Source organism: Acetitomaculum ruminis DSM 5522, from assembly GCF_900112085.1.
In the GTDB taxonomy this organism is placed as follows: domain Bacteria; phylum Bacillota; class Clostridia; order Lachnospirales; family Lachnospiraceae; genus Acetitomaculum; species Acetitomaculum ruminis.
Window position 1 is genome coordinate 25,858 of the sequence record NZ_FOJY01000003.1, and the last position, 24,255, is coordinate 50,112.

19 protein-coding genes and 1 riboswitch are annotated in these 24,255 nt (G+C 34.6%); of the genes, 6 read left to right on the plus strand and 13 right to left on the minus strand.

Going from position 1 to position 24,255, the window contains the following annotated elements; translation table 11 throughout:
• Position 1: 1 nt before the first annotated feature.
• Positions 2-1,168 carry a CDP-glycerol glycerophosphotransferase family protein gene (locus BM153_RS02420; protein ID WP_092870407.1) on the minus strand — a complete coding sequence of 389 codons (1,167 nt, stop codon included), beginning with the start codon at positions 1,166-1,168 and terminating at the stop codon, positions 2-4.
• Between the two features lie 136 nt (positions 1,169-1,304).
• Positions 1,305-1,667, minus strand: coding sequence for a C-GCAxxG-C-C family protein (locus BM153_RS02425; protein WP_092870409.1), 363 nt, complete (start codon positions 1,665-1,667; stop codon positions 1,305-1,307).
• A 197-nt stretch (positions 1,668-1,864) separates the two neighbouring features.
• On the opposite strand from BM153_RS02425, the gene BM153_RS02430 reads away from it, so the two are divergent.
• Positions 1,865-2,398 carry a hypothetical protein gene (locus BM153_RS02430; RefSeq protein WP_092870411.1) on the plus strand — a complete coding sequence of 178 codons (534 nt, stop codon included), beginning with the start codon at positions 1,865-1,867 and terminating at the stop codon, positions 2,396-2,398.
• Here the strand turns inward: BM153_RS02430 and BM153_RS02435 are convergent.
• The 10 genes from BM153_RS02435 to BM153_RS02480 all read right to left on the minus strand — a co-directional run bounded on the left by BM153_RS02435 (position 2,395) and on the right by BM153_RS02480 (position 15,293).
• Positions 2,395-3,468: an L-threonylcarbamoyladenylate synthase gene (locus BM153_RS02435; RefSeq protein WP_092870413.1), complete on the minus strand. Its 1,074-nt coding sequence runs from the start codon at positions 3,466-3,468 to the stop codon at positions 2,395-2,397. The two genes, BM153_RS02430 and BM153_RS02435, sit on opposite strands and share 4 nt — an antisense overlap.
• Before the next feature lie 133 nt (positions 3,469-3,601).
• Positions 3,602-5,650, minus strand: coding sequence for a glycoside hydrolase family 13 protein (locus BM153_RS02440; protein WP_092870415.1), 2,049 nt, complete (start codon positions 5,648-5,650; stop codon positions 3,602-3,604).
• Between the two features lie 434 nt (positions 5,651-6,084).
• Entirely contained in the window at positions 6,085-8,001 is a 1,917-nt protein-coding gene (gene ftsH, locus BM153_RS02445; protein WP_092870417.1) for an ATP-dependent zinc metalloprotease FtsH, read from the minus strand.
• A 23-nt stretch (positions 8,002-8,024) separates the two neighbouring features.
• The gene (gene tilS, locus BM153_RS02450) at positions 8,025-9,416 is read right to left on the minus strand and encodes a tRNA lysidine(34) synthetase TilS (RefSeq protein WP_092870419.1); all 1,392 of its coding nucleotides are present in this window, start codon (positions 9,414-9,416) and stop codon (positions 8,025-8,027) included.
• Between the two features lie 89 nt (positions 9,417-9,505).
• Entirely contained in the window at positions 9,506-9,829 is a 324-nt protein-coding gene (locus BM153_RS02455) for an FtsB family cell division protein (protein ID WP_092870421.1), read from the minus strand.
• 33 nt (positions 9,830-9,862) lie between these two features.
• Positions 9,863-10,102, minus strand: coding sequence for an RNA-binding S4 domain-containing protein (locus BM153_RS02460; RefSeq protein ID WP_092870423.1), 240 nt, complete (start codon positions 10,100-10,102; stop codon positions 9,863-9,865).
• 162 nt (positions 10,103-10,264) lie between these two features.
• Entirely contained in the window at positions 10,265-10,567 is a 303-nt protein-coding gene (locus BM153_RS02465) for an HU family DNA-binding protein (RefSeq protein WP_278278323.1), read from the minus strand.
• A 160-nt stretch (positions 10,568-10,727) separates the two neighbouring features.
• Positions 10,728-12,455 carry a phospho-sugar mutase gene (locus BM153_RS02470; protein WP_092870427.1) on the minus strand — a complete coding sequence of 576 codons (1,728 nt, stop codon included), beginning with the start codon at positions 12,453-12,455 and terminating at the stop codon, positions 10,728-10,730.
• Positions 12,456-12,551: 96 nt separating this feature from the next.
• Positions 12,552-13,955: a PEGA domain-containing protein gene (locus tag BM153_RS02475; protein WP_092870429.1), complete on the minus strand. Its 1,404-nt coding sequence runs from the start codon at positions 13,953-13,955 to the stop codon at positions 12,552-12,554.
• Between the two features lie 9 nt (positions 13,956-13,964).
• A complete protein-coding gene (locus BM153_RS02480) occupies positions 13,965-15,293 on the minus strand; it encodes a CCA tRNA nucleotidyltransferase (protein ID WP_092870431.1) in 1,329 nt (442 codons plus the stop codon).
• 176 nt (positions 15,294-15,469) lie between these two features.
• Positions 15,470-15,567: riboswitch (SAM riboswitch) on the plus strand.
• 113 nt (positions 15,568-15,680) lie between these two features.
• Between BM153_RS02480 and metK the strand changes: the two genes are divergently transcribed.
• The 4 genes from metK to BM153_RS02500 all read left to right on the plus strand — a co-directional run bounded on the left by metK (position 15,681) and on the right by BM153_RS02500 (position 20,088).
• Entirely contained in the window at positions 15,681-16,868 is a 1,188-nt protein-coding gene (gene metK / locus BM153_RS02485) for a methionine adenosyltransferase (RefSeq protein WP_092870433.1), read from the plus strand.
• A 258-nt stretch (positions 16,869-17,126) separates the two neighbouring features.
• Complete coding sequence (locus tag BM153_RS02490) at positions 17,127-18,632, plus strand: sensor histidine kinase (RefSeq protein ID WP_092870435.1); 1,506 nt, start codon at positions 17,127-17,129, stop codon at positions 18,630-18,632.
• On the plus strand, positions 18,610-19,299 hold the full coding sequence (locus tag BM153_RS02495) for a response regulator transcription factor (RefSeq protein ID WP_092870437.1): 690 nt from the start codon (positions 18,610-18,612) through the stop codon (positions 19,297-19,299). Before BM153_RS02490 ends, BM153_RS02495 begins: the two co-directional genes overlap by 23 nt.
• A gap of 120 nt (positions 19,300-19,419) precedes the next feature.
• Positions 19,420-20,088, plus strand: a complete 669-nt coding sequence (locus BM153_RS02500) for an RluA family pseudouridine synthase (protein WP_092870439.1) — start codon at positions 19,420-19,422, stop codon at positions 20,086-20,088.
• Positions 20,089-20,150: 62 nt separating this feature from the next.
• Here the strand turns inward: BM153_RS02500 and BM153_RS02505 are convergent, their stop codons facing one another.
• On the minus strand, positions 20,151-22,187 hold the full coding sequence (locus BM153_RS02505) for a methyl-accepting chemotaxis protein (protein WP_177205542.1): 2,037 nt from the start codon (positions 22,185-22,187) through the stop codon (positions 20,151-20,153).
• 418 nt (positions 22,188-22,605) lie between these two features.
• On the opposite strand from BM153_RS02505, the gene ptsP reads away from it, so the two are divergent.
• Entirely contained in the window at positions 22,606-24,216 is a 1,611-nt protein-coding gene (gene ptsP / locus BM153_RS02510; protein ID WP_092870443.1) for a phosphoenolpyruvate--protein phosphotransferase, read from the plus strand.
• Positions 24,217-24,255: the final 39 nt, after the last annotated feature.

Here is a 24,255-nt window from a genome sequence, read left to right on the forward strand (position 1 = left end):
TTTAATTTATTCCTCCAAAAAGCACCCTCTGACAAATATCATCTGCACAGGGCACCATTATTTCATTGAAAATCTTATTAACTTTAATTCTGTCTTTTTTGTAGGGGTCAATAGTCAGACCATTTTTAATGGATGTAAAAAGTTCTTGCATAGTAGCAGGTTTATCCCCGGGAGTCACTTCATCATAGGAAAAGTTCATACCCCTTTGAGATAAATATTCATTTAAATCATACGGCAAAAAAATCATGGCCTTATTCAGTATTAAATAATCAATATAAATACTTGAATAATCTGTTATTAAAAGAGAAATCTCCGGAAGAATCTCAGTTGCATCCTCAATTAAATCAGCCCCAAAATTTTTTATACGATTAGAAAGATAATTTTTGGTGAAACTTTTATCTTCAGGATGAGTTCTAAGAAGAATGGTAATATCCTCTTTTTCTAAAAATCTTTCCATTTTGTCTTTGTCCCAGTCTTTAAAGGGAAAAAGTTTAACACTTTCTCCATCTCTGTGAGTGGGGGCATATAAAACATATTTTGTTTCTTTTTTGTAATCATTTAGCAAAGTTTTTAAAAGTCCACTGTTACTTTTATCAATCCTTGCCTGACACAAAGCATCATTTCTAGGCTGTCCTAGGACTTTTACCCGTTTTTCTTCTATACCAAAGCTTTTTGCCATGATAGGTACCAGGGTCTTAGAAGTAGTTAAAACTTCAGAATAGTTATTGGAAAAAATATTTTTAAAATACAGTTTTTTAAAAAAAGAATAATTTTCCTCTGAAAGTACGATTTTTTTTAAGGGAACACCATGCCATAGATTTATTATCCTGTGGGATTTTCCAAGGCCTGCTGCATATACCGGAAGTCCGGCTGATGTAAACCATACTCCTGCTTTACATACATTAATCATTCCTTTTAAACTTTTGCTTTCACAAAAATAATCCCCATATTTTTTAGTTAAACGTTTTCTTTCATCATCATCATTAATAACAAATTTTGCATTTATTTTTGGATAGTGATTTATCACATGTAAAAACAAAAAACGGGAATTATAATTAAATTTTATGTTATCCGTCGAGGAAAATATCCAGCTTTTGTTATCCGTTTTATTTCCGGCAATAATTTTCGCAAGCTGTCCCAGAATAACCATTCTTAACTTATTTAACATTTTGTAAACATATCCTGATTTATAATTAACAGTTTCACACAATGCGTTTAACTCAAATCAGAGTTTGAACCCTGATTTAAGTTAAACATTCTTTTTATTATATCAAACTTTCAATATTTGTACAAACCAAATTATATTAATCCTCAATAAGCTTTACTGCATCAAAGATTAAGCCGTCACAATGTGTCTTTTTATCCTCACCTTTTTCGGCACTGGCTTTCAATAAATCTTTACAATCAATAAAGCCACCATGACTATCCTTCATGGCTTTTCTAAATTCGTTTCCATCTTTTCCAAGCATCCCTGTAACCATTAATCCTCCTGTTATGGCACCACAGACGCTTCCACATTTCATACCGGCTCCAAAATTGCTTCCAAGCTTCATAGCCTGTTCTCTTGAAAGTCCGATTTCGTCAGCATAAGCTAAAATAACTGCCTGACAACAATTAGCAGGCCCATTGGTTCTTTCTTCTTTTGCTATATCTAAATGTTTACTCATTTACAAATCCTCCTTTAATTGTCATAAATATAATTTTTCGCTTTTTATTATGTTACAACTTTTCCTTTCCATGTAAATCCTTGCGTAAATAGATATTATTTCCAACTTATTTTGCCCCGGAATAAGCAATTGCCTTTTTATAAAGCTTTATTTTATAATTGTTTTAAAAAGATTTACTATAAATCCGGAGGATAAACATGGATTATATAACTACATATACAGGAAAACATTTTCGTCCTTTAAATCCTGAGGCCGAACATATTGATATAATTGACATCGCCCACGCTCTTTCCCTTTGCTGTAGGGGAAACGGTCATGTAAAATCATTTTTTTCCGTGGCTTCCCACTGCATAAACTGTTCTTTAGAGGCCAAAGAAAGAGGATACGACAAAAAACTAATCCTTGCCTGTCTTTTACATGATGCCAGCGAAGCCTACATGTCAGATGTTCCAAGGCCTTTTAAACAATTCCTAAAAGACTATAATGCGATGGAAAATAAGCTTTTAAATGTTATTTATACTAAATATTTAGGAAGTACCCTAACCAAAGACGAAGCTATATTAATTAAACAAATCGATGATGATTTGCTATATTACGATTTAAAATATCTTCTAAATGAAGAGGTGGGAACTGCTCCAAAAATAAATATACATCTCAATTATAACTTTGTTTCCTTTGAAGAGGTTGAGAAAAAATATTTGGATTTATATGAAAAATTCAGATTATTCTAATCAACCTTTTCAATGTTGTATCCTGCTGCCTTTATCAGACGATTCATTATTGCCATTCCCAGTCCTTCATCAAAAAATGTTTCGCCAAAAATAATGTCGACTTCCAGTTCATCAAATTTTCTAAGGACATCAAAAAGTGAGGCCGCAATGCTTTCGTCATTTTTTCTTGAGCCAATGGATATAACATTGGCATTTTCATATTGAGAAAAACTTTCTTTTGTGGCAATTATTCCGACTTTTTTCCCCTGGAATTTTGCCTCTTTTGCCCTTTGATTTATAACTTCTATAACCCTTTTTTCTTCCCCTTCAAACATTACAAACTCAGCCTTCGGGGCATAATGGCGATATTTCATCCCTGGTGCCTTTGGCTTATAATCACCTTTTAAAAGTTGGGACTTTTCTTTTGTTAAAACCACCTTATCAATTAAAACCTCTCCTATGGCTTCATTTATCATGGCTTTGGTAATATATCCGGGTCTTAAAATCATGGGAACATCGCCAGTAACATCTATAATGGTGGATTCTAAGCCGATAATATGTCCCTTGTCTCCGTCAATTATCATATCAACCCTTCCTGAAAGGTCCTCTATGCAATGACTGGCCTTAGTAGGACTTGGGCGACCTGAAAGATTGGCACTTGGCGCTGCTATTCCGGTTTTGCTTTCCTTGATAAGGGCATTTGCTATGGGATGACTTGGCATTCTTATGGCTACTGTTTCAAGTCCACCTGTAGTTTCATAAGGAACCTCTTCTTTTTTATTAAATATAAGAGTCATCGGTCCCGGCCAGAAATTATCCATAAGTATTTTTGCATTGCAAGGAATATCTTTTACATAATTTTCCAGTTCGCTTATGCTTGAAATGTGTATAATAAGGGGATTATCACTTGGCCTTCCTTTTGCTTCATAGATTTTTTTAGAAGCCGAAGGAAGCATGCCGTCACCTCCAAGACCATAGACTGTTTCCGTTGGAAATACCACCAGTCCGCCATTTTTTATTATATCTGAAGCCTGCCTGATTATATCCATATCAATATTATCAGGGTCAACTTTTTTCACTATGGTTTTCACAAAAAATCCTCCTTTGGGATAATCATTTATCCATCACATATGAAATCCCCCAATACTCCTTTAAAAGATGGGGGATTAAACTGACTATCTAATAACTTAAAACCTTTTTACCCTGACTGCAAGTTATTTTTTATCATAAATCTTCAATTTTGAGAATTTTGGATACTTTTCCACATAAATCAATTCTGGCCATTCCATTTTCCACATCATATACAACCAAAGAATCATCAAAACCTTCTTCTGTTGTAAAAAATAACTGTTTTGCCCTTGCCTTTTTTACTCCCATTTTCCAAAGTGGAAGTTCAATGGTTTTTGCCTCCTCTGAAACATTAAATAAAACCACTATTTTTTCTTCATTATCAAATCTGCCATAAGATAAGACATTTTCCCTGATATTTAAGAAAATTGTAGAACCCTGGGCAATTACATTTTTATGTTCTTTTCTGATTTTAAATAATCTTTTGTGAAATGCCAATAAAAGTTTATCCTCTTTACCCCAGGGATAGGTTCGCCTGTCATCCGGGTCGGTAAATCCGCAAACTCCCGCCTCATCTCCATAGTAAATGGTAGGGCATCCTATCCAGGTAGCCTGTAAAACCACAGCTTCCATAAAAATAGCTTTGTCAAGATTTTCTTCAGCTTTTTTCGGCCCTAAATTTTCTACCCTGCCCACGATTTTATTGGTTCTGGTTAAAAATCTGGAATGATCGTGATTTGACAATTCATTCATGGCAGTCATTAAAGACATAATGCTAAAACTTTTCATACCGGCTTTCATGGCATCCACAAAAAATCCTGCATTTCCTAATAGTTCCATGGCATCTCTGTCGCTATGCTTTTCCATTCCGGTAAAAAACCAGGAAACAGGTTCCATAAATGCATCATAATTCATTACAGAATCCCATTCTTTCCCGTTAAGCCATTTTTTTGCATCTCCATAATGCTCTGCTAAAATAAGGGCTTCATTATTTACACTTTTTACTTCTTTTCTAAAACTGTTCCAAAAGTGATGATTAAACTCTTCACTATGCCCTAAATCAGCTGCCACATCAAGACGCCAGCCATCAATATTATAAGGCTTTTTAAGCCATTTTTTCCCAACTTCCATTATACTTTTAAATAATTTTTTTGACTTTTCATAGTTTAATTTAGGAAGTGTTTTATGTCCCCACCAGCCTTCATAGTCTTCATTGCAAGGCCAGTTTTCACTACTAAAATCAAAATAATCCACATAAGGACTGTCCTTTGAAAAATAAGCCCCCTCTTCAAAGCCCTTTTTCTTATAATAAATACCTTCTTTGTCAAGCCAGCAGTTAAAAGAGCCACAATGGTTAAAAACCCCGTCAAGTATTACTCTTATTCCCTTTTCATGAGCTGTTTTAACAAGCTTTTCAAACAAAGCATCAGAGTCTTTAAGGTTCTTTTCATCTGTAACAATATCCGAATAGGATTTATTTTTTGAATTATTATTTACCACTGCAATGTGGGGATCTATATGATTATAGTCTGCCGTATCATATTTGTGATTTGAAGGAGATACAAATATAGGATTAAAGTAAATGGCTTCTACTCCCAATTCCTTTAAATAATCTAGTTTTTCAATGACTCCTTGCAAATCTCCTCCAAAAAATTCCCAGGGGGTTTTAGGGGATTTTCCCCAATCATCATATTTAATTACTTTATGGTTTAAATATTCATATTCTCCGGTATGAACATTATTATTAGCACAGCCATCATAAAATCTGTCCACAAATATTTGATACATTAAAGCTCCCCTTGCCCACTTTGGAACATAAAAATCGGGAATCACTGTAAAATCATAGTCCGGATTTCTTTCTTTGACTGCACCTTCTTTATTATAAAAGCAGGCTTCAAAAGAATTTTCAATAAGAAAATAATAGTCAAGACTTTCTTTTCCAACTTCCATAAAACATTGATAGTAATCAAAATAATCGTCATTTTTAAACAGCTTCATAGGATGTTTTTTATTTTCACAACACAAAAAAACCTCTGTAACATTATTTTTTAATGTTCTAAAAATAAACTCCACCTGGTCAAAAGCTTTAACTTCCAAGGGTTTTCTAAAGTTTATAGTCTCATCAGAAAAAAGAGCAGGCTTAAATATTTCATCTTTCGTTGAAATATTTTCAAATTTTGTTTTCATTGCGTTAATTTTTTCCATTTTTGCCCTCCTCTTTTAGATACTATAATCCCGATTTTTCTATATGTCTATTCGGCAAATTTTCTATATTTATTTATAAAATCCAATAGGGAATGTCCTTTATGTGAAATATTTTTAAACAGGGTTTGAAAAATATCCCGTAAATGCATAAAGGACAACACTAAGTGTTGTCCTTTAAGGAGAAGGTATTTCTAATTTTATGGGGGGTAGTAAAAACTATTAAATTGGGGGGAGTTTTTACATTCCCTATTATAGCATCCCTTATAAAATAAGTCTGCACAAAATTAATCTTTTTTAGCAGCATTTTTTAGCATTTTATCACAAATTTGCACGAAAGCCCCCCTTAGTGATTTCTTCCTTTCGTACAAAAAACACGAAAGCCTTTATAAAAATATGCTCCATACTCTTCCAGTCAGGACATATTTTCAATATTATTATAAGGAAAATCTCACTTCACTATATTCTAACATCTTGGTCTGTTTCTTCAAATCCATTTCTATATCTATTACAACTGAATTCTCAGAGGGATCATCTTCAAATAAATCCTCAAACTCTTTTCTGCCTATCTTTTCTTTTTCAATAAGAAGATTGGCACTTTTATATAAAACATCCTTATATTCGTTGATTATGCTTGTGGCTTTATCATAACAGTAATCGATGATTTTCTTTACTTCTGCATCAATAAGGGCTGTAGTTTCTTCACCATAAACTTTGGAATTCATCATATCCCCCTTATCGAAGGCTAAATCAATGGCTCCTACCGCTTTAGACATTCCATACTTTGTAACCATGTCCCTGGCAATGGCAGTGGCCTGCTTAATATCCTGGGATGCACCTGTGGTAATATCATCAAATATTAATTCTTCTGCTATTCTTCCCCCGAAGCTTACCATTATTTCTTCCATCATTTTCCCACGGCTGTTAAACATCTCATCATTTTGTGGCAAAGGCATTGTATAACCGGCTGCCCCCATTCCTGTCGGAATTATTGATACTGTATAAACAGGACCTACATTTGGTAAAACATGGAACAAAATCGCATGACCCGACTCGTGAAAAGCTGTAATTTTCTTTTCTTTTTCGCTGATTACCCGGCTTTTTCTCTCTTCCCCGATTCCAACCTTTATAAAAGATTTGTTTATATCCTCCTGGGTAATAAAACCTCTGTTTTCCTTAGCAGCTCTGATGGCAGCTTCATTCATTAAGTTGGCAAGCTCCGCCCCGGTAAATCCGGCAGTGGTCTTTGCCACATCCCTAAGCTTTACATCCTCTGCAAGTGGTTTATCCTTGGCATGAACCTTTAATATTTCTTCCCTGCCTCTGATATCAGGTCTTCCTACACCAATTTTCCTGTCAAAACGCCCCGGCCTTAATATGGCAGAATCCAGGGTATCAATCCTGTTGGTAGCTGCTAAAACTATGATTCCTTCATTTACTCCGAAACCATCCATTTCAACAAGCATCTGATTTAAAGTCTGTTCTCTTTCATCATGACCTCCGCCCATGCCGACACCACGCTTTTTTGCCACGGCATCAATTTCATCTATAAATATAATACATGGTGCCTGCTTCTTTGCAGTTTGAAATAAATCTCTTACTCTTGAAGCACCGACTCCCACAAACATTTCTACAAAATCAGAACCTGAAATACTGAAAAAAGGAACTCCTGCTTCACCGGCAATAGCCTTTGCAAGAAGGGTTTTTCCTGTTCCCGGAGGGCCTGCAAGAAGTACTCCTTTCGGTATTTTTGCACCAACCTTTGTAAATTTTCCCGGTTCTTTCAAAAAATCCACAATTTCCTGCAAATCTTCTTTTTCTTCCGCCAGTCCAGCCACTGCATTAAAGGTAATATTATTTTCACTTTCCTTCATTTGCTTTGCATTGCTTTTTCCAAAGGAAGAATACTTGTTTCCGGCACCATGGTTTGCAGCGCCTGATTTTATCCTGCCAAATATTGCCAGCAAAAACACCAGGGTAACAACTAGCACCATAGCTCCCATATAAACTGTTACACGGCTTTGTGCCACCGGATCTACCACTAGTTCTACTTTTTTATGGGAGATAACCATTTCTTCAATAGTGCTTACATCCGTAACATTGAATCTTCCCTGCTTTTCCCCTTCTAAAATAACTTTTATACTTCCTGTAGGGGGTTGACTGCCCTGAATAATCTCAACATAAGTTATTTTTTCCTCATCAAGATCTTTTAAAAACTCCTGATAGGTATAGCTTTCAAGCTCCACTATTTCATTTTCTTTATGATTCGAATACATGGTGAAGTACCATAATACAGATATTCCTGCAATTATAATAAATGCAATAGCTATTGCAAGCCACTTTTCTTTTTTCATACCTATCTCCTCCTTATCCCCAATCAGATATCTTTTTTTCTATAGCTTATACGAAGAATGTTTTTTGTATCCTCCCCCACCTTCATATTTGCCGTGCTTCTCATACCTATTATCCAGATAATTTCATTCCCCCTTGCTAAAAGTAATATTTCATCCCTTTGAGTTCTTGGAACCTTCTCATTAATAAAATAATCTTTCAGCTTCTTTTTATGACCCTTGTCATCAATGTAAATAAAATCTCCGGATTTTCTGTTTCTTAATACCAGCTTTCCCTGAATTTTATCTGCATCAAAATCTTTAATGTATTTTTCTTTGGAAATAACATAATCGGAAGTTTTTTTAATAATCTCCCATTTAAAGGCACCGTTCAAAAGCATTTTCGGTTGATTTTCTTTTATTTCCAACTCTATTTCAACATTTTTTATTAAATTTTTTAATTCCTTTATTTTCTTTTCAATAATTAAATAATCGTACTCTTTTCTGGCAGAAATACCATATGGAAGTTCTACACTTTTTCCCGTTTTTTTAAGGCACAAATCCATTACTATTTCAACATGTTTTCTTGAAATATCCTTCCTGCTTTTTGCCACTTCTCCGATTAAATACAAAATCATCTCACTAAAAATAAATTCATCCAGTCCCGGAGTTTTTTTCAAATCAATAATTGCAGCATTTTTTTCAAATTTCACACAATCTGCTACAATTTCCATCATGTTTTTTTCTATAAAGGCTTCCTGTTTCCTTACAGTTTCAGATAAGTCAAACACATGCCGGCAAAGCTTTTCGTTTACTTTATTTAACTCAGGTATTACATTAAGCCTGATTTTATTTCTGCTATAATCTTCTGATAGATTTGTAGAATCCGTTCTATAATCAATATTTTTTTCTTTAAGATATTTTTCTATATCACTTCTTTCAAGACAAAGAAGGGGTCTTATTATATTATCTCTTTTTGGTACAATGCCATGAATACCCTTTAATCCGCTTCCCCTGGTCATATTAAGAAAAACTGTTTCACAATTATCATTCATATTGTGGGCTACGGCTATTTTTTCTGCCTTGTATTCTTTTAATGCTTCATAAAAGGCTTCGTATCTTAATTTTCTTCCCATTTCCTCTGTAGTTAAGCCTTCTTTTTTTGCCAACTTTATTACATCATAGGAATATTGTTTGAAACTTACCCCTAATTTTTCACAATTTTCTTTAACAAATAAAGCATCCTCAAGGCTTTCTTGTCCCCTTATTCCATGTTCGATATGAACCACATGTAAATCCATGTCTATATATTTTTTTAATTCATTTAAAATAACCAAAAGGCACATGGAATCTGCACCTCCGGAAACTCCTAAAATAATTGAATCACCATTATTTATCATTTTATTTTCAATAATATATTTATAAACTTTATCTAACATCTTTAAATCCTTTTTCTTTTTTTCTTATATTGTAGATTTATTTTCCACAAAAATCAAAAAGAGTAATCATCATGAACTTTTCACAACAATTACTCTGATTTTTTATATATTATCTCATCTTTATATACAAGTCCAAATCTGTTTTTTGCTATTTCCTCAAAAAATTCTTTGGTCTTTACATAGGCTTCAAAATCTTCTATTTCCTTGGTACGGGCCTGTTCTTCCTGGAGTTTTTTCTGCTGGCTTTTAAGGCTCTTGGCATAAGCCTCATTTTCACTGTAGGTTTTAAACCCTATAATCAAGGTGGCAATAACAAGCATAAGACTTAATAGGGAAATAAGCCTCATGGCAGGTTTTTTGACTCTGATTTTTGTATTTTTTCGATGTTTTTTTGTAAGCCCCTTTTTTCTCATATTGTAAACCTCACAATATCAATAATCACTTCACTACAAATATTTAAACATATCCTTGGCTTCTTCTTTTCTAATTACTTCATTTATACTTATAACTTCAACCTTAACCGGCTTTGTTCCAAAGGTGATTTCAATTATGTCCCCCGGCTTAATATCCAAAGAAGCCTTTGCAACCTTTCCATTCACACTTACTCTTCCGGCATCACAGGCTTCATTGGCCACTGTACGCCTCTTTATCAGTCTTGAAACCTTTAAATATTTATCAAGTCTCATTTCTTTCCTCCCGGCACAAATAAATATTAAAACAATTTTTTGAATTTTTTGTTAAATTCCGGTAAAGCCTTCATAATATCTATCGTACCATTATCCTAGACATTTAGCAAAAAAAAGCTACAGAGTGAATTTAATAACCCTGTAGCATAAAATTTATGAAAATTAGTTATTAACTTTATCTTTTAACTGTTTTCCAGCTTTGAATTTAGGTGCTTTTGATGCTGGTATTGTTATTTCTTTTTTTGTCTGTGGATTTCTTCCTTTTCTTTCAGCTCTTTCAGAAACTTCAAATGTTCCAAATCCTACTAATTGAATCTTTTCACCTTTCTGTAACTCTTCAGCAACAACGTCTGTGAATGCTTCTAATGCTTTCTGAGCATCTGCCTTCTTTAATTCTGCTTTCTGGGCAATTGCGGCAACTAATTCTGCTTTGTTCATTTTCTTCCTCCTCTGATTTTGAAATATTCAATTAAAATCAAAAATATACCATTTTCGATAAAAGGCAAATGTCGTTTCCTCTTTTACCTATATTGTTATTTATAAACTTTTCAATAGTGTTTGTCAAGATTTTGTATGCATTTTAGCCAATTTTAGACATAATTTGTCCAAGTTTTCTTAATTTAGACTATATTTCCGTAAGTTTCAATGCACATTCAATTACTTTATCAAGTACTACTTTAGCTGTATCCATATCTTTTTCATTAACACCTACATATACCTTAATCTTAGGTTCGGTGCCGGATGGACGAACGCATACCCAGCCATTATCCGGTAAATCGTAATACAAAACATTTGAAGTTGGAAGTCCCGTTTCAGTCTTTTGACCTGTTTTTGTATTTACAATTGTCTGTAATTGATAATCTCTTACTGCGATTACTTCTTTTCCGGCAATTTCCTTTGGAGGATTATTTCTTAAATGCTCCATAATTTTCTTAATTTTCTCAAGGCCTTCGATTCCTGAAAGAGTAATGGATTTAACATCCTCAAGGTAGTAACCGTATTTATTATAGATATCAAGCATTACATCCCACAAGGTCTTTCCCTGTCCCTTATAGTAGGCTGCGGCCTCACAAAGTGCCATTGAAGCTGAAACTGCATCCTTATCTCTTGCATAATCTCCTATAAGACAACCATAGCTTTCTTCAAAGCCAAAAAGATATGTACCCTTATTATTGTGTTCAAATTCCAGAATTTTCTGACCAATATATTTAAATCCTGTGAGCACCTCGAAAAAGTCCACCTTGTAATAATCAGCAATAGCTCTTGAAAGATTTGATGAAACAATACTTTTAATAACAGCTCCATCTTTTGGAAGGCCGTATTTTTCCTGTCTTCTGTTTAATTCGTATTCACAAATCAAACAACCTGACATATTTCCTGTGAGGGCATGATATTCTCCGGTTTTGGAATCTTTTACATGTACTCCAAGTCTGTCTGCATCAGGGTCCGTGGCAAGAATTAAATCTGCATCTATTTCTTTTCCAAGCTTTTCTCCCAGTTCAAAAGCCTTTGGAGTCTCAGGATTAGGATATCCTACAGTAGGAAACTTTCCATCAGGTAATTCCTGCTCTTTAACAACATATACATTTTCAAAGCCCAATTCCTTTAACACCCTTCTGACCGGTATATTTCCCGTACCATGCAAAGGTGTATAAACAATTTTAATATCTTTTTGATTTTTTGTAATTGCATCCTGTTCTAAAACAAGTTTTCTAATCTCATTGTCATAGGCATCATCCACATCTTTTCCAATAATTGTTAAAAGACCCTTGGCTTTTGCCTCATCCTGGCTCATAGTTTTAACAGTTGAAAAATCTTCTACCTTTAAAACCTCTTCCATGATTCCTGTATCGTGTGGCGGTGTGATCTGGGCACCATCTTCCCAATATACTTTATATCCATTATATTCGCTTGGGTTATGACTTGCTGTAATATTTATTCCGGCAATACAATTTAGATGTCTAACTGCAAATGAAAGCATAGGAGTTGGTCTTAAACTTTCAAAAAGATATGCCTTAATTCCATTGGCGCAAAGACATAAAGCTGATTCCATGGAAAATTCTATAGACATTATTCTTGAGTCAAAAGCGATTGCCACTCCTCTTTCTTCTTTGCCTACTTTTTTTATATAATTGGCAAGTCCCTGGGTTGCCTTTCTAACAGTATAAACATTCATTCTGTTTGTACCGGCTCCTATTATCCCCCTAAGACCGGCTGTACCAAAACTTAAATTGGTATAAAACCTTTCTTTTATCTCATTTTCGTCATTTGCTATGCTTTCCAGCTCTTTACGGGTTTTTTCATCGAAATAATCATCTTTGAGCCAGCTTTCATATACCTCTTTATAGCCCATTTTATCCTTCCTTTCCGGCAGCTTTTTTTCATGCTGCAGATTTATTATTTTAATACAGTCTATCCCGTCCTTACGAATAGCTGTACTGTCTACAATTTAAGAGTCCTTTTCAAGTTCCGGGAACGAATAGGTGGAGTTGGAATCTTCTTCTTTAACATCAAGAGAATATGTCTTACTCTTACATCCGTCTTTTCTTAAGGTAATTGTATGAGATCCTGTAACTTTTTCAAAACTTACAGGTATCATTCCCTTATATACTCCATCAAGATATACCTTGGCATCTTCCGGTGCAGCTATGGTTATCTTGTATTTACTTTCCTTTTGCTCCGAATCATTATTTTTGTTATTGTTATTATTATTATTTGAATTATTGTTTGTATTATTATTGTTATTATTTGTATTGTTAGAAGAATTATTGTTGTTATTTCCGGAATTCTGGTTATTATTGTTGTTATTATTATCTCCGGAATTTGAAGAACCGTCGGATTCTAAGTTTATACCAAGAGATAAACTTTCCTTTTCCACACGGATTACCATTTCTCTTTTCTTGTATCCTGATGATTCCACAACAACCTTATGATAGCCGTATTTTAACTTAACTATGTCATCAACTTTGTATTCTGTATCATCTACAGTCAATTTGGCACCATCTTTGGCTTCCTGAGGCGATATTACAAAGGTTACTTTTCCATAATCGTTGGTGTCGATATTAAAAGTGGAGGCATCAAGATCCAATTCCTTATCCCTTTCAATATTAATCTCCTGGGTTCCTCCTACTCCGTCTTTGCTCATGTTGACAGTATAGCTTCCCTCTAATAATACAAAGGACATATCCGCCGTAATTGTCTGAATAATATCATCATTTATCTGCAGCCAGCCTCCTAAAAGCTTATCCTGATTTACAATTTTTAACAGGCCGTGTCCCCTTGTAACAACGATGGAATAGATTCTCTTTCCCACCCCTCTTATACAAAGTTCGTCTATTTTGTTTATCTGGTCTATGGAAATTTTCTGGTCTGCTGAAAATATCTGGCTTTCATCCATATAGCGGTAATTACTTCCATTGATTTTCACAGCATATTTTGAAGTATCCAGTTCAAAAGAATCACTGCTTTCCATCTTCCAGGCATCTTTTGAAATCTGTAAAACCTTAATGGTGGAATCCCTTAACCGATAACTTACATCCACCACCATCCCCAGGGTTATATTTTCAATGGGAATTATTTCTTCTTCAGCATTTTTAAAAAATGTTGCATTATTATAAACATAGGATTTTCCTGTGCCTGAGGACAAACTGTAAACTGATATTTTTTGCTTTGTTTTGTCAATGTCCGTAACAATGCCATCCTTTACATCTGCATTGTTTTTGTTTGAAACCATTTCAGAAATGGCAATATCAGATTCATTATTTACATTGACAGCCGGTTCATCCAGAGTACATCCCCACAGTGTGAAACTTAAAAGAAATAATAATAAATTAACATAAAAATGCCTTTTCATAACCCTCACCTACTTTTTATTTTTAACTATATCCAAAAGTATTGCTCTGTCATTTAATGATGGATCATCAATGACCATTTTTAACAGTTCCTTTAATGTATCGCCAATTAGGGCTCCCTGTTTTAGTCCGCATTCCATAAGGTCGTTTCCACTTATTTTCAACTGTTTTAAAGAAAAACATTCTCCCCTTTCAATGATTCCCTTATGAATAGTGCGATAATCCCTTATAAGTGCCAGTTTTTCTTCACGCTTATAGGTACTTTGGGAAAGCATATCCGCATCTTTTAATTTCATTAAATCTTCAAAGATATCTTCCCCGGTATTGTATAAAAATTCTCTGACAGACCTGTCAGTTGCTTTAGGACGGGCATCATGCCACAATACCAGTCTGCATACCTTTTTTATGGTGGCATTATCAAACTTCAACCGCTTCATAACCTTTTTTGCAATTTCCTCACCCTTTTGAGGATGTCCTTTAAAGTGGTCAATGCCATTTTCATCGGTGGTTTTCATGGCAGGCTTTCCTATATCGTGAAAAAGTGCCGCAAGCCTTAAACATTTATCCTTTGAAACATTCATTAGAACATGAATTATATGTTCACCAACGCTATACATGTGGTTTATATTGTTTTGTTCAGATTCCATGGCTATATCAAACTCAGGAATAAAGACTTTTGTAATCCCCAGTTCATAGGCCTGCCTGATTTTTTCAGGATGGTCTGAACATAATAATTTGACAAATTCCACCTGGATTCTTTCAGGAGATACTGCCGAGAGTGATTTTGCGTTGTTTTTAATGGACAATCTGGTTGCCTCATCAATTTCAAAGCCTAAAACCCCTGCAAATCTAATCGCCCTTAACATCCTTAGGGCATCTTCTTTAAATCTGTCATCAGGATTTCCAACACATCTGATAATTTTCTTTTCTAAATCTTTTTCACCCTCAAAACAATCCACAATACCGCTCTCATCATTATAAGCCATGGCATTAATGGTAAAATCCCTGCGTTTTAAGTCTTCTGTTAAATCCGTGGTAAAATCCACATAATCAGGATGTCTGCCATCAGAATAACTGCCATCTATCCTGTAGGTAGTGACTTCGTAGCCTTCCTTTCCTATCATGACAGTAACCGTACCATGCTGTAATCCCGTATCAATGGTTCTTTTAAAGATTTCTTTAATTTTTTCCGGTTTGGCAGATGTGGTAATGTCCCAGTCTCCCGGTTTCTTGTTTAAAATAGTATCTCTTACACATCCGCCTACAGCATAGGCATCATAGCCTCTTTTTTTAATTTCTTTTATGATAAAGCTGACATTTTCCGGTAATTCAACCTTCATAATTAACTATACCCCATTTATTCTTTTTAATTATATTCGTAATAATTAATTATAGCATTTATAAACTTGCTTTTGTAGACTGTTTTTTAACTATTGACTATTTATAAAAATGGGTGTATTATTTATACGGACGTGACCGTTTTTGTCATGTTGGTTACAGATAAATATGAAAATTTCTCTTATTCAGAGTGGTGGAGATACATAGGATCTATGAAGCCACGGCAACCCCTCTATAGGAAGGTGCCAACCTGAGCGATATTTCGAACAATAAGAGGATTTGGTAGCATTTTATTAACAAATCCGCTTATGGCGGGTTTTTTTATTTGTTTACAGGCGGAAAATTTCCGCTAAATTCTTTAAATTTCATTTTTTAGGAGGATTATAAAAATGGAAAAACGATTATTTACTTCTGAATCTGTTACAGAGGGACATCCTGATAAAATCTGCGATGCCATCTCCGATGCCGTATTAGATGAATTATTAAAACAAGATCCAATGAGCCGTGTAGCCTGCGAAACCTGTACTACTACAGGACTTGTTCTTGTTATGGGTGAGGTTACTACATCTGCTTATGTTGATATTCAAAAAATCGCAAGAGATACCATCAGAGAAATCGGTTATACTCATTCAAGTCAGGGATTTGATGCCGACACATGTGCTGTTATCGTAGCCTTAGACGAACAGTCAGCAGATATTGCAATGGGTGTTGATAAAGCCCTTGAAACCAGAGAAAACAACATGACCGATGAAGAATTAGACAGCATCGGTGCAGGAGACCAGGGTATGATGTTTGGTTTTGCTACAAACGAAACCGAAGAATATATGCCATACCCGATAAGTCTTGCTCACAAACTTACAAAACAGCTTACAAAGGTAAGAAAAGACGGAACATTATCCTATTTAAGACCTGACGGAAAGGCACAGGTTACTGTAGAATACGGAGAAGATGGAAAACCGTTACGCCTTGATGCAGTAGTTCTTTCAACACAGCATTCTGATAGCGTTACCCAGGAGCAGATTCACGAAGACATCAAAAAATATGTATTTGATGAAGTGCTTCCAAAAGAGTTAGTTGATGAAAATACCAAGTTCTTCATTAATCCTACAGGACGCTTTGTAATCGGAGGTCCAAACGGAGACAGCGGTCTTACAGGAAGAAAAATCATTGTAGATACCTACGGTGGATATGCCCGTCACGGTGGTGGAGCTTTCTCAGGAAAGGACTGCACAAAGGTTGACCGTTCAGCTTGCTATGCTGCCCGTTATGTTGCTAAAAACATTGTTGCTGCAGGACTTGCTGAAAAATGTGAAATCCAGCTTTCTTATGCCATTGGTGTTGCACATCCTACTTCCATTATGGTTGATACCTTTGGAACAGGTAAGTTAAGTAACAGCAAGCTTGTTGAGATTATTCGTGAGAATTTTGACCTTCGTCCAGCTGGTATTATTAAAATGCTTGACCTTAGACGCCCTATTTACAAACAGACTTCTTCCTACGGACACTTTGGACGCAATGATTTAAATCTTCCATGGGAAGCTCTTGATAAAGTAGATGACTTAAAAAAATACTTATAATCAATAAACTATAATATATAAATTCATCATTAAACCCATAAAAAGCAGAAGACTTCATTTTAGAAGCTTCTGCTTTTTACAATTTATCTAAGCGTTCTTTAATCTTTATTCATCAAAAATTTACTATTTTTTTAGATTATTTCAATTATATCAAATTAAAGTATGTGATATAATTTCACATATCAGGTTGTGAATAGGTTATTAGTGCAATTTTTCTTTATATTCACACAATATATTCGAATTTAGGGGTAACTTATTATGAATTTAAAAAAGCGTCTTTTAATTTCATTTATTTTGACAATTATAATGCCTATTATTGTAACCAGTGCCTCTTTTTGGGGCTTTATTTTAATACATTCTGCAACTCTTTCAAGGAAATATGACATAACTTGTACACCTGCCGATCTTGTAGGAAATTCCGTTAATTTAGCTGAAAAATATACGGATAAAATGTATGAAGAGCTTAAAAAAATTTCCAAAGAATCTCCAGCAGATTTTTTGGATAAAAATGTTATGGCTAAATATAATTCTAAATTAAGTAAAAGATATTCTTATCTTTTTATTATCCATAACGGCAATTATGTTTATACCGGAAAAGATGAAGAATTGTCAGTAAATACCAAGAAAGCTATTTCTTCAATCAACAGTGTTGACAGCAACGGTTATTCTTCATATATAGGAGATCCATATTTTATTCTCATAAAAAACATACCTTTTACAATTGATTCTAAAGAGGGAGCTGTATATATAATTACGGATATGAGTAATTTTTCCAGGGAATCCACCGTTGCAATCATACATATAGTATGTGTTTCGGTTTTAGGACTTATTGTTACGGCATTCTCTCTTACTATGTGGATTTACAAAGGTATTCTTAATCCTCTTAGAAAGCTTATGGATGCTGCCGGAAATATTCGAGATGGGAATCTGGATTTTTCAGTGGAATATAAAAGTAACGATGAATTTGGTGAACTGTTTAATTCCTTTGAAGACATGCGCCAGAGATTAAAAACCTCCAGCGAAGAAAAAATCACTTATGACAAAGAAAGTAAGGAGCTTATCAGTAATATTTCCCATGATCTAAAAACTCCCATTACCGCTGTTAAAGGCTATATGGAAGGAATCATGGACGGTGTTGCGGATACTCCTGAAAAAATGGAAAAATATATCAGAACTGTCTATAATAAGGCAAACGAAATGGATGCATTAATTAATGAATTGACTTTTTATTCAAAAATCGATACAAACCGCATACCATATACTTTTACAAAAATTAATGTTGCCCAGTATTTCGAGGATTTTGTTGAAGAAACTTCCATAGATTTAGAGTCAAAAAACATCGATTTAGCTTATTTTAACTACGTAGATACCGATACTATTATTGTAGCAGATATTGAACAATTGGCTCGTGTAATAAATAATATTATTGGAAACTCAGTAAAATACATAGATAAGCCGAAAGGATATATAAATATACGCCTTAAAGATGTGGGCGAATTTATTCAGGTAGAAATTGAAGACAACGGAAAGGGCATTGCCCAAAAAGATATTAAATACATTTTTGATCGCTTTTACCGTACAGATAAGGCTCGTAATTCTACACAGGGAGGAAGCGGCATAGGCCTTTCAATTGTCCGAAAAATAGTTGAAGATCACGGTGGCAAGATATGGGCTACCAGCAAAGAGGGAATTGGCACCGTTATGTGCTTCGTCCTAAAAAAATACCAGGAGGTACCAACAGATGAGCAAGATATTGATAGTTGAAGATGAAGAAAGCATTGCAGATTTGGAAAAAGACTATCTGGAATTGAGCGGATTTGAAGTTGATGTTGAAAATTCCGGAACAGTGGGACTTGAGCGTGCAATCAAAGAGGACTTTGATCTATTTATTCTGGATCTTATGCTCCCGGGCACAGACGGATTTGATATTTGTCGTGAAATCAGAAAACATAAAAATACTCCGGTTATTATGGTTTCTGCTAAAAAAGATGACATTGATAAAATCCATGGCCTTGGTCTTGGAGCTGACGACTACATGACTAAGCCTTTTAGTCCAAGCGAATTAGTTGCCAGAGTAAAAGCACATTTGGCTCGTTATGACCGTCTTATCGGCAGTGCTAAACAAGAAAATGACATTATCGAAATCAGAGGAATCAAAATTGACAAAACTGCCCGTAGAGTATGGATTAATGGAGAAGAAAAGAATTTTACCACAAAAGAATTCGACCTTCTTTCTTTCCTGGCAGAAAACCCAAATCACGTATTTACCAAAGAAGAACTTTTCAACAAAATTTGGGATATGGAATCAGTAGGTGACATTGCCACAGTTACTGTTCATATCAAAAAAATTCGTGAAAAAATTGAATTCAATACTTCCAAGCCACAATATATCGAAACAATCTGGGGCGTAGGATACAGATTTAAAGTATAAGGGAAGTTTTTGAAAGAAATTTATTCTAATGATACTACGTGTTTTCTAAGAATTATATCAGGCAATTTTCTTCTTTTAAGGAGTTGCCTGGTATTATTTTATTGTTTTAAAGGAGAAAAAATGATATCTGATATTTTATTTGAAGACGATTCTATTATTCTTGTTCATAAAAAAGCCGGTATTGCTGTATCCACTAAAAAAATTACTCAAATAGATCTGGAATCTATGTTAAAAAGCAGGGATAAAAGCCTTTGTTTTTTATCTCCAATTAACCGTTTAGACCAGCCGGTGGAGGGTATTGTTTTATTTGCAAAAAACAAAAGGGCAGCTTCCTTTCTATCAAATGAGCTTCAAAAAGGAAACTTTTCCAAGGAATATCTTGCTTTATGTTTGGGAAAATTTGAAAATAAAAAAGGAGAACTGGAAAACTATCTTGTAAAGGATGGAAAAAACAACACTTCCTTTGTCAGTGATAAAAACAATAAAAATGCCAAAAAAGCCCTTCTAAAATATGAGGTTTTAAAAGAATTTGATAATTTTAACAAAGATTTATTTGATGCAAGTCTTGTTAAAATAAAACTTATAACAGGAAGACATCACCAAATCAGAGTACAGTTTGCAAATATTTCCCACCCCTTACTGGGAGATAAAAAATATAATACCTTATCTGAGGATAATTACCATTTTCCGGCTTTGTGCGCTGTTTCTTTAAGCTTTAAACATCCTGTTACAAATAAAACTATGAGTTTTTCCATAAAGCCTGAAAATGAGCTGTTTTTAAAGGTTTAAGATATTAAAAACCCTCCTGAAATATATTCCGGAGGGTTTTACTATTTATATTATGTTTTCTTTTACTGGAAGTAACTAATGGTTTCTTCAAGCTGTTTTGCAATGCTTTGCAGATTATGGGCAGATTTTGAAATATTGTCAAATGTTGTATCAAGCTGCTGCATTGAGGCATTGGTTTCCTGAGCAGATGCCGCGTTTTCTTCTGAAATTGCCGCAAGATCTTCGATAACCTCTTGAAGATTATTCTTGGCATCTGTAAGAGTCTGGGTCTTTTCAAGAATATCCACCGAACCATGGGTAACTTTTTCAACATCGTCTGCCATTTGTTCCATATTTTCCTGGGTTGACTTAAGCTGTTCTGCCTGGGTCTCAACGCTACTGTTAAGCTCATTCATAGCTCTTACTGATTCGTCAGAATTTCTAAGGAGCTCATCTACAATAGCACCTATCTGACTTGCACTGTCACCACTTTGGGCAGCAAGTTTTGATATTTCATCTGCAACTACCGCAAATCCCTTTCCTGCCTCACCGGCTCTTGCCGCCTCTATTGATGCATTAAGAGAAAGAAGATTGGTCTGGGTAGCAATATTTGAAATCTGCGCAGTAAAATCACTAATTGTCTGTACAGAAGTATTGGTCTGATTTATGGTTTCCGAAATTGTGGAAGCCGAGGAATTAACATATTTACTCTGATTTATTAAAGAATCAAGGGTTTCCATAGCCTTGTCGCAGGCAGTACGCATTTCCTTGGAATAGCTATCAAGAGAATCTGCACCCTGAGTAATATCTTCTATACAGTCTGCAATATTTTCCGTATTCTGTTTTGCAGTTAAAACACTTTCAGCCTGTGATACTGCTCCGTTGGAGATATCATCTACAGCGCTGGTAATCTGTCCTGAAGCATCTGTTGCATCCTGGGTTGACTCAGCTAACGAATCACTTTCATCGCTAAGTTTAACCGTAACCTCTTTTGCATGATGTATTACTTTTCCAAGCTCATCTAAGAGGATATTTTCAGAATCTACCATGCTTCCCACTTCGTCCTGACGCTTAATATTCATCTTATCAACATTTAAATCTCCGGAAGCAATTCTATCTGTCATATCTGCAATACGCATAATTGGTTTTGCTATTGAAGATGCATACATGTATCCAATAACAATTATAAGTATAGTATTTAGTAAAAGAATGCCTCCTGAAATATATACCATTATCATAGTGGATCTGCTGGCAGTAGCATAATCTGTTGTACAAAGAAATACCCAGGAGCTATCTGCATCCATTTCATAAGCCATAAGAACCTTAGTACCCATAAAATTCATGGTTTTAACAGCTGAGTCTCCGCTTTGTGCATCCTTTACATAACTTTCTGAAGAAATGTCAAAAGTTTCCTCATCAACATCTAAAGATGTAGCTACCAATGCCCCTGATGTGTCAAGAACAATAATATTTGTATAGCTGTTTACAAGCTCCTGCATTTTGTTATCCAAATCTGCCACGTAGGCGTTTTTGGCAATACCACCCACAATATTTCCACTATCATCTTTAACAGGGGCTGTAATAATTGTTACTTTTGAATTGGTAGATTTACTTATAACAACATCAGATGTAACACTTTCACCTGAAAGAGTAGGTTTTGTATAAGCCCTTTCCGAAATATCATTTAACTCTCCACCATCACTTCTTGCAAGCTGCATTCCGCTTTTATCAAAAATAAACATTGGTGCATCATCACTAAATCCATCAATAGCTGATACAAGTGCCGCCTCTGCATCTTTAGTATTTTCCTTGGTTGGAGATTTAAGACACTCTATTACTGATTTATTTTCCGCCAACACTTTCAGACAATCTTTAGTGGAATTTATAAGTTTTTGAGACTCTGATTTTACCGTTTCCAGTCTTTGCAAGGCAACTTCTTTTTCAAGATTCATTGCATTGTTAAAACTTATAACAGCAGTTACTAAAGCTACCACTATAAGTGGTATAAGACTCATAAGTAAAATTACTACTATAAGATTTCTTCTTATACTCTTTTTGTTTTTCTTAGGTTTTCTTGTCTTTTTTGCTTCATCCATTTCGGACTGCTCTGTCTTATCCATAATAATCCCTCCTACACTAAAAGAAAACGCAAAACTGCATTGTTTCATAAAATTTAACTACTATCCTTAATATAAAAAATTTAGTTCTAGTCATCTTATTTACAAAGTTTTGACAAAAAAACATATAATTGTATAGTATTTTCTATAAATGTATCGTATAATTTTTCTATAAACTGAACTTTTTATTTAAATTTTTGCTGATTTTTATATCAAATCCTGATATTTTTTAGCATAGAGAAAAAGCAGAATATTGTCCTTGATTTACAAAAAATTAATATATAAATTTATCCTGATTGGTGGGGTTTTATTCCAAAAATGGTTTCCAAATACTATAAAGTCAGGTTAATCTCCAATCCGATAAATTTATTGTGTCATTAAAGAAAACAAATAAACTATTATTACGCAGGGGGATAGTAACTTGAACGACATATTTAAAGGTACCAGCGTCAATGGTGGCATTGCCATAGGAAAAATCTTTGTTTTTAATACCGCAAAAGAGAATATTAAATCAAAAAAGGTTGAAGATATTGATGCTGAATTAAAAAGATTTGAAGATGCCAAAACCCGGGCCATGGAACAATTAGACACTGTTTACGAAAATGTTGCCAAAGAAATCGGCAGCGAGGCTGAAATCTTTAATAATCAGAAGATGACTCTTTTAGATGAGGAATATATTTCCTCAATTACAGATTTAATTTCTTCCAGGTCCAGTGCAGAATATGCCATTGTCAAAACCAGAAATAATTATTTTAATATTTTTTCAGCTATTGATGATGCCTATTTTAAGAAAAAAGCTATTGATATAGAAGATGTATCAAACAGAATGCTAAGTATTTTAGCAGGGGATAAAAATACTAATATTACCTTTGATGAGCCTGTTATTTTACTGGCAGATAAACTTACACCAAGCCAAACCATGCTTTTGGATAAATCCAAGGTGCTTGCTCTGGTTACCAAAAAGGGGTCTATTATTTCCCATACCGCCATTCTGGCAAGAAGTCTTTCCATTCCGGCTGTTTTGGGTATTAATTTTCCAGAGGATTCCAATGGAAAAATGGCTATAGTGGACGGTTTTAACTCCACAATGACCATTAACCCGGATGAAATGCTGATTAAAAAGGCAAAAGATTTTAAAAGTAAAGTGGATGAACAAAATGCTCATCTTATTGAACTTCGTGGTAAGAAAAACCTTACTTTAAGTGGCAAAAGCATAGAAATTTATGCCAATATAAAGGATTCCTCTGATGTTTCCTCCGCCATTTACAACGACGCAGGCGGTATTGGTCTTTTCAGAACAGAATTTTTGTTTTTGGGAAAGGACAGATTTCCGGGAGAAGAAGAACAGTTTAACGCCTATAAAGAAGCTGCTGAAAACATGCATACAAAAATCGTAGTTATAAGAACTTTGGATATAGGTGCTGATAAAACAGAAAAATATTTTCATTCTGTCAAGGAAGAAAACCCGGCTTTAGGTATAAGAGGAATTCGAATGTCCTTCAAATATCCTGAGATTTTTAATACCCAGCTAAGAGCACTCCTTAGGGCCAGTTATTTTGGAAATATAGCCATTCTTTTCCCTATGATTTCGTCTATATCAGAAATCAGCAGGGCAAAAAAAATGATTAGAAATGCCGCAAATGAGCTTATTGAAGAAAATTTTCCTTTCAGAATACCGGAGATTGGAGTTATGATTGAAACTCCTGCCGCCGCCTTGATAAGTGATGCTATTGCCCAGGAGGTTGACTTTTTATCCATTGGAACCAACGACCTTATTCAGTATACCTTGGCCGCAGACAGGCAAAATGAGGAAATGATGCCTTATTTAAATGCTCACAGCCCTGCAATTTTAAAGCTTATTAAGATGACCATAGACAATGGACATTTAAACGGTTGTCGAGTTGGCATCTGCGGTGAAATGGCTGCCGATTCATCCCTTACCCAGACCTTTATGGAAATGGGAGTAGATGAACTTTCCGTGGAGCCTTATAAAATTTTAAAATTAAGGGAACAAATAAGAAATATGCCTTAGAATATAAATAGGGTACATATCATTGATATGTACCCCTTT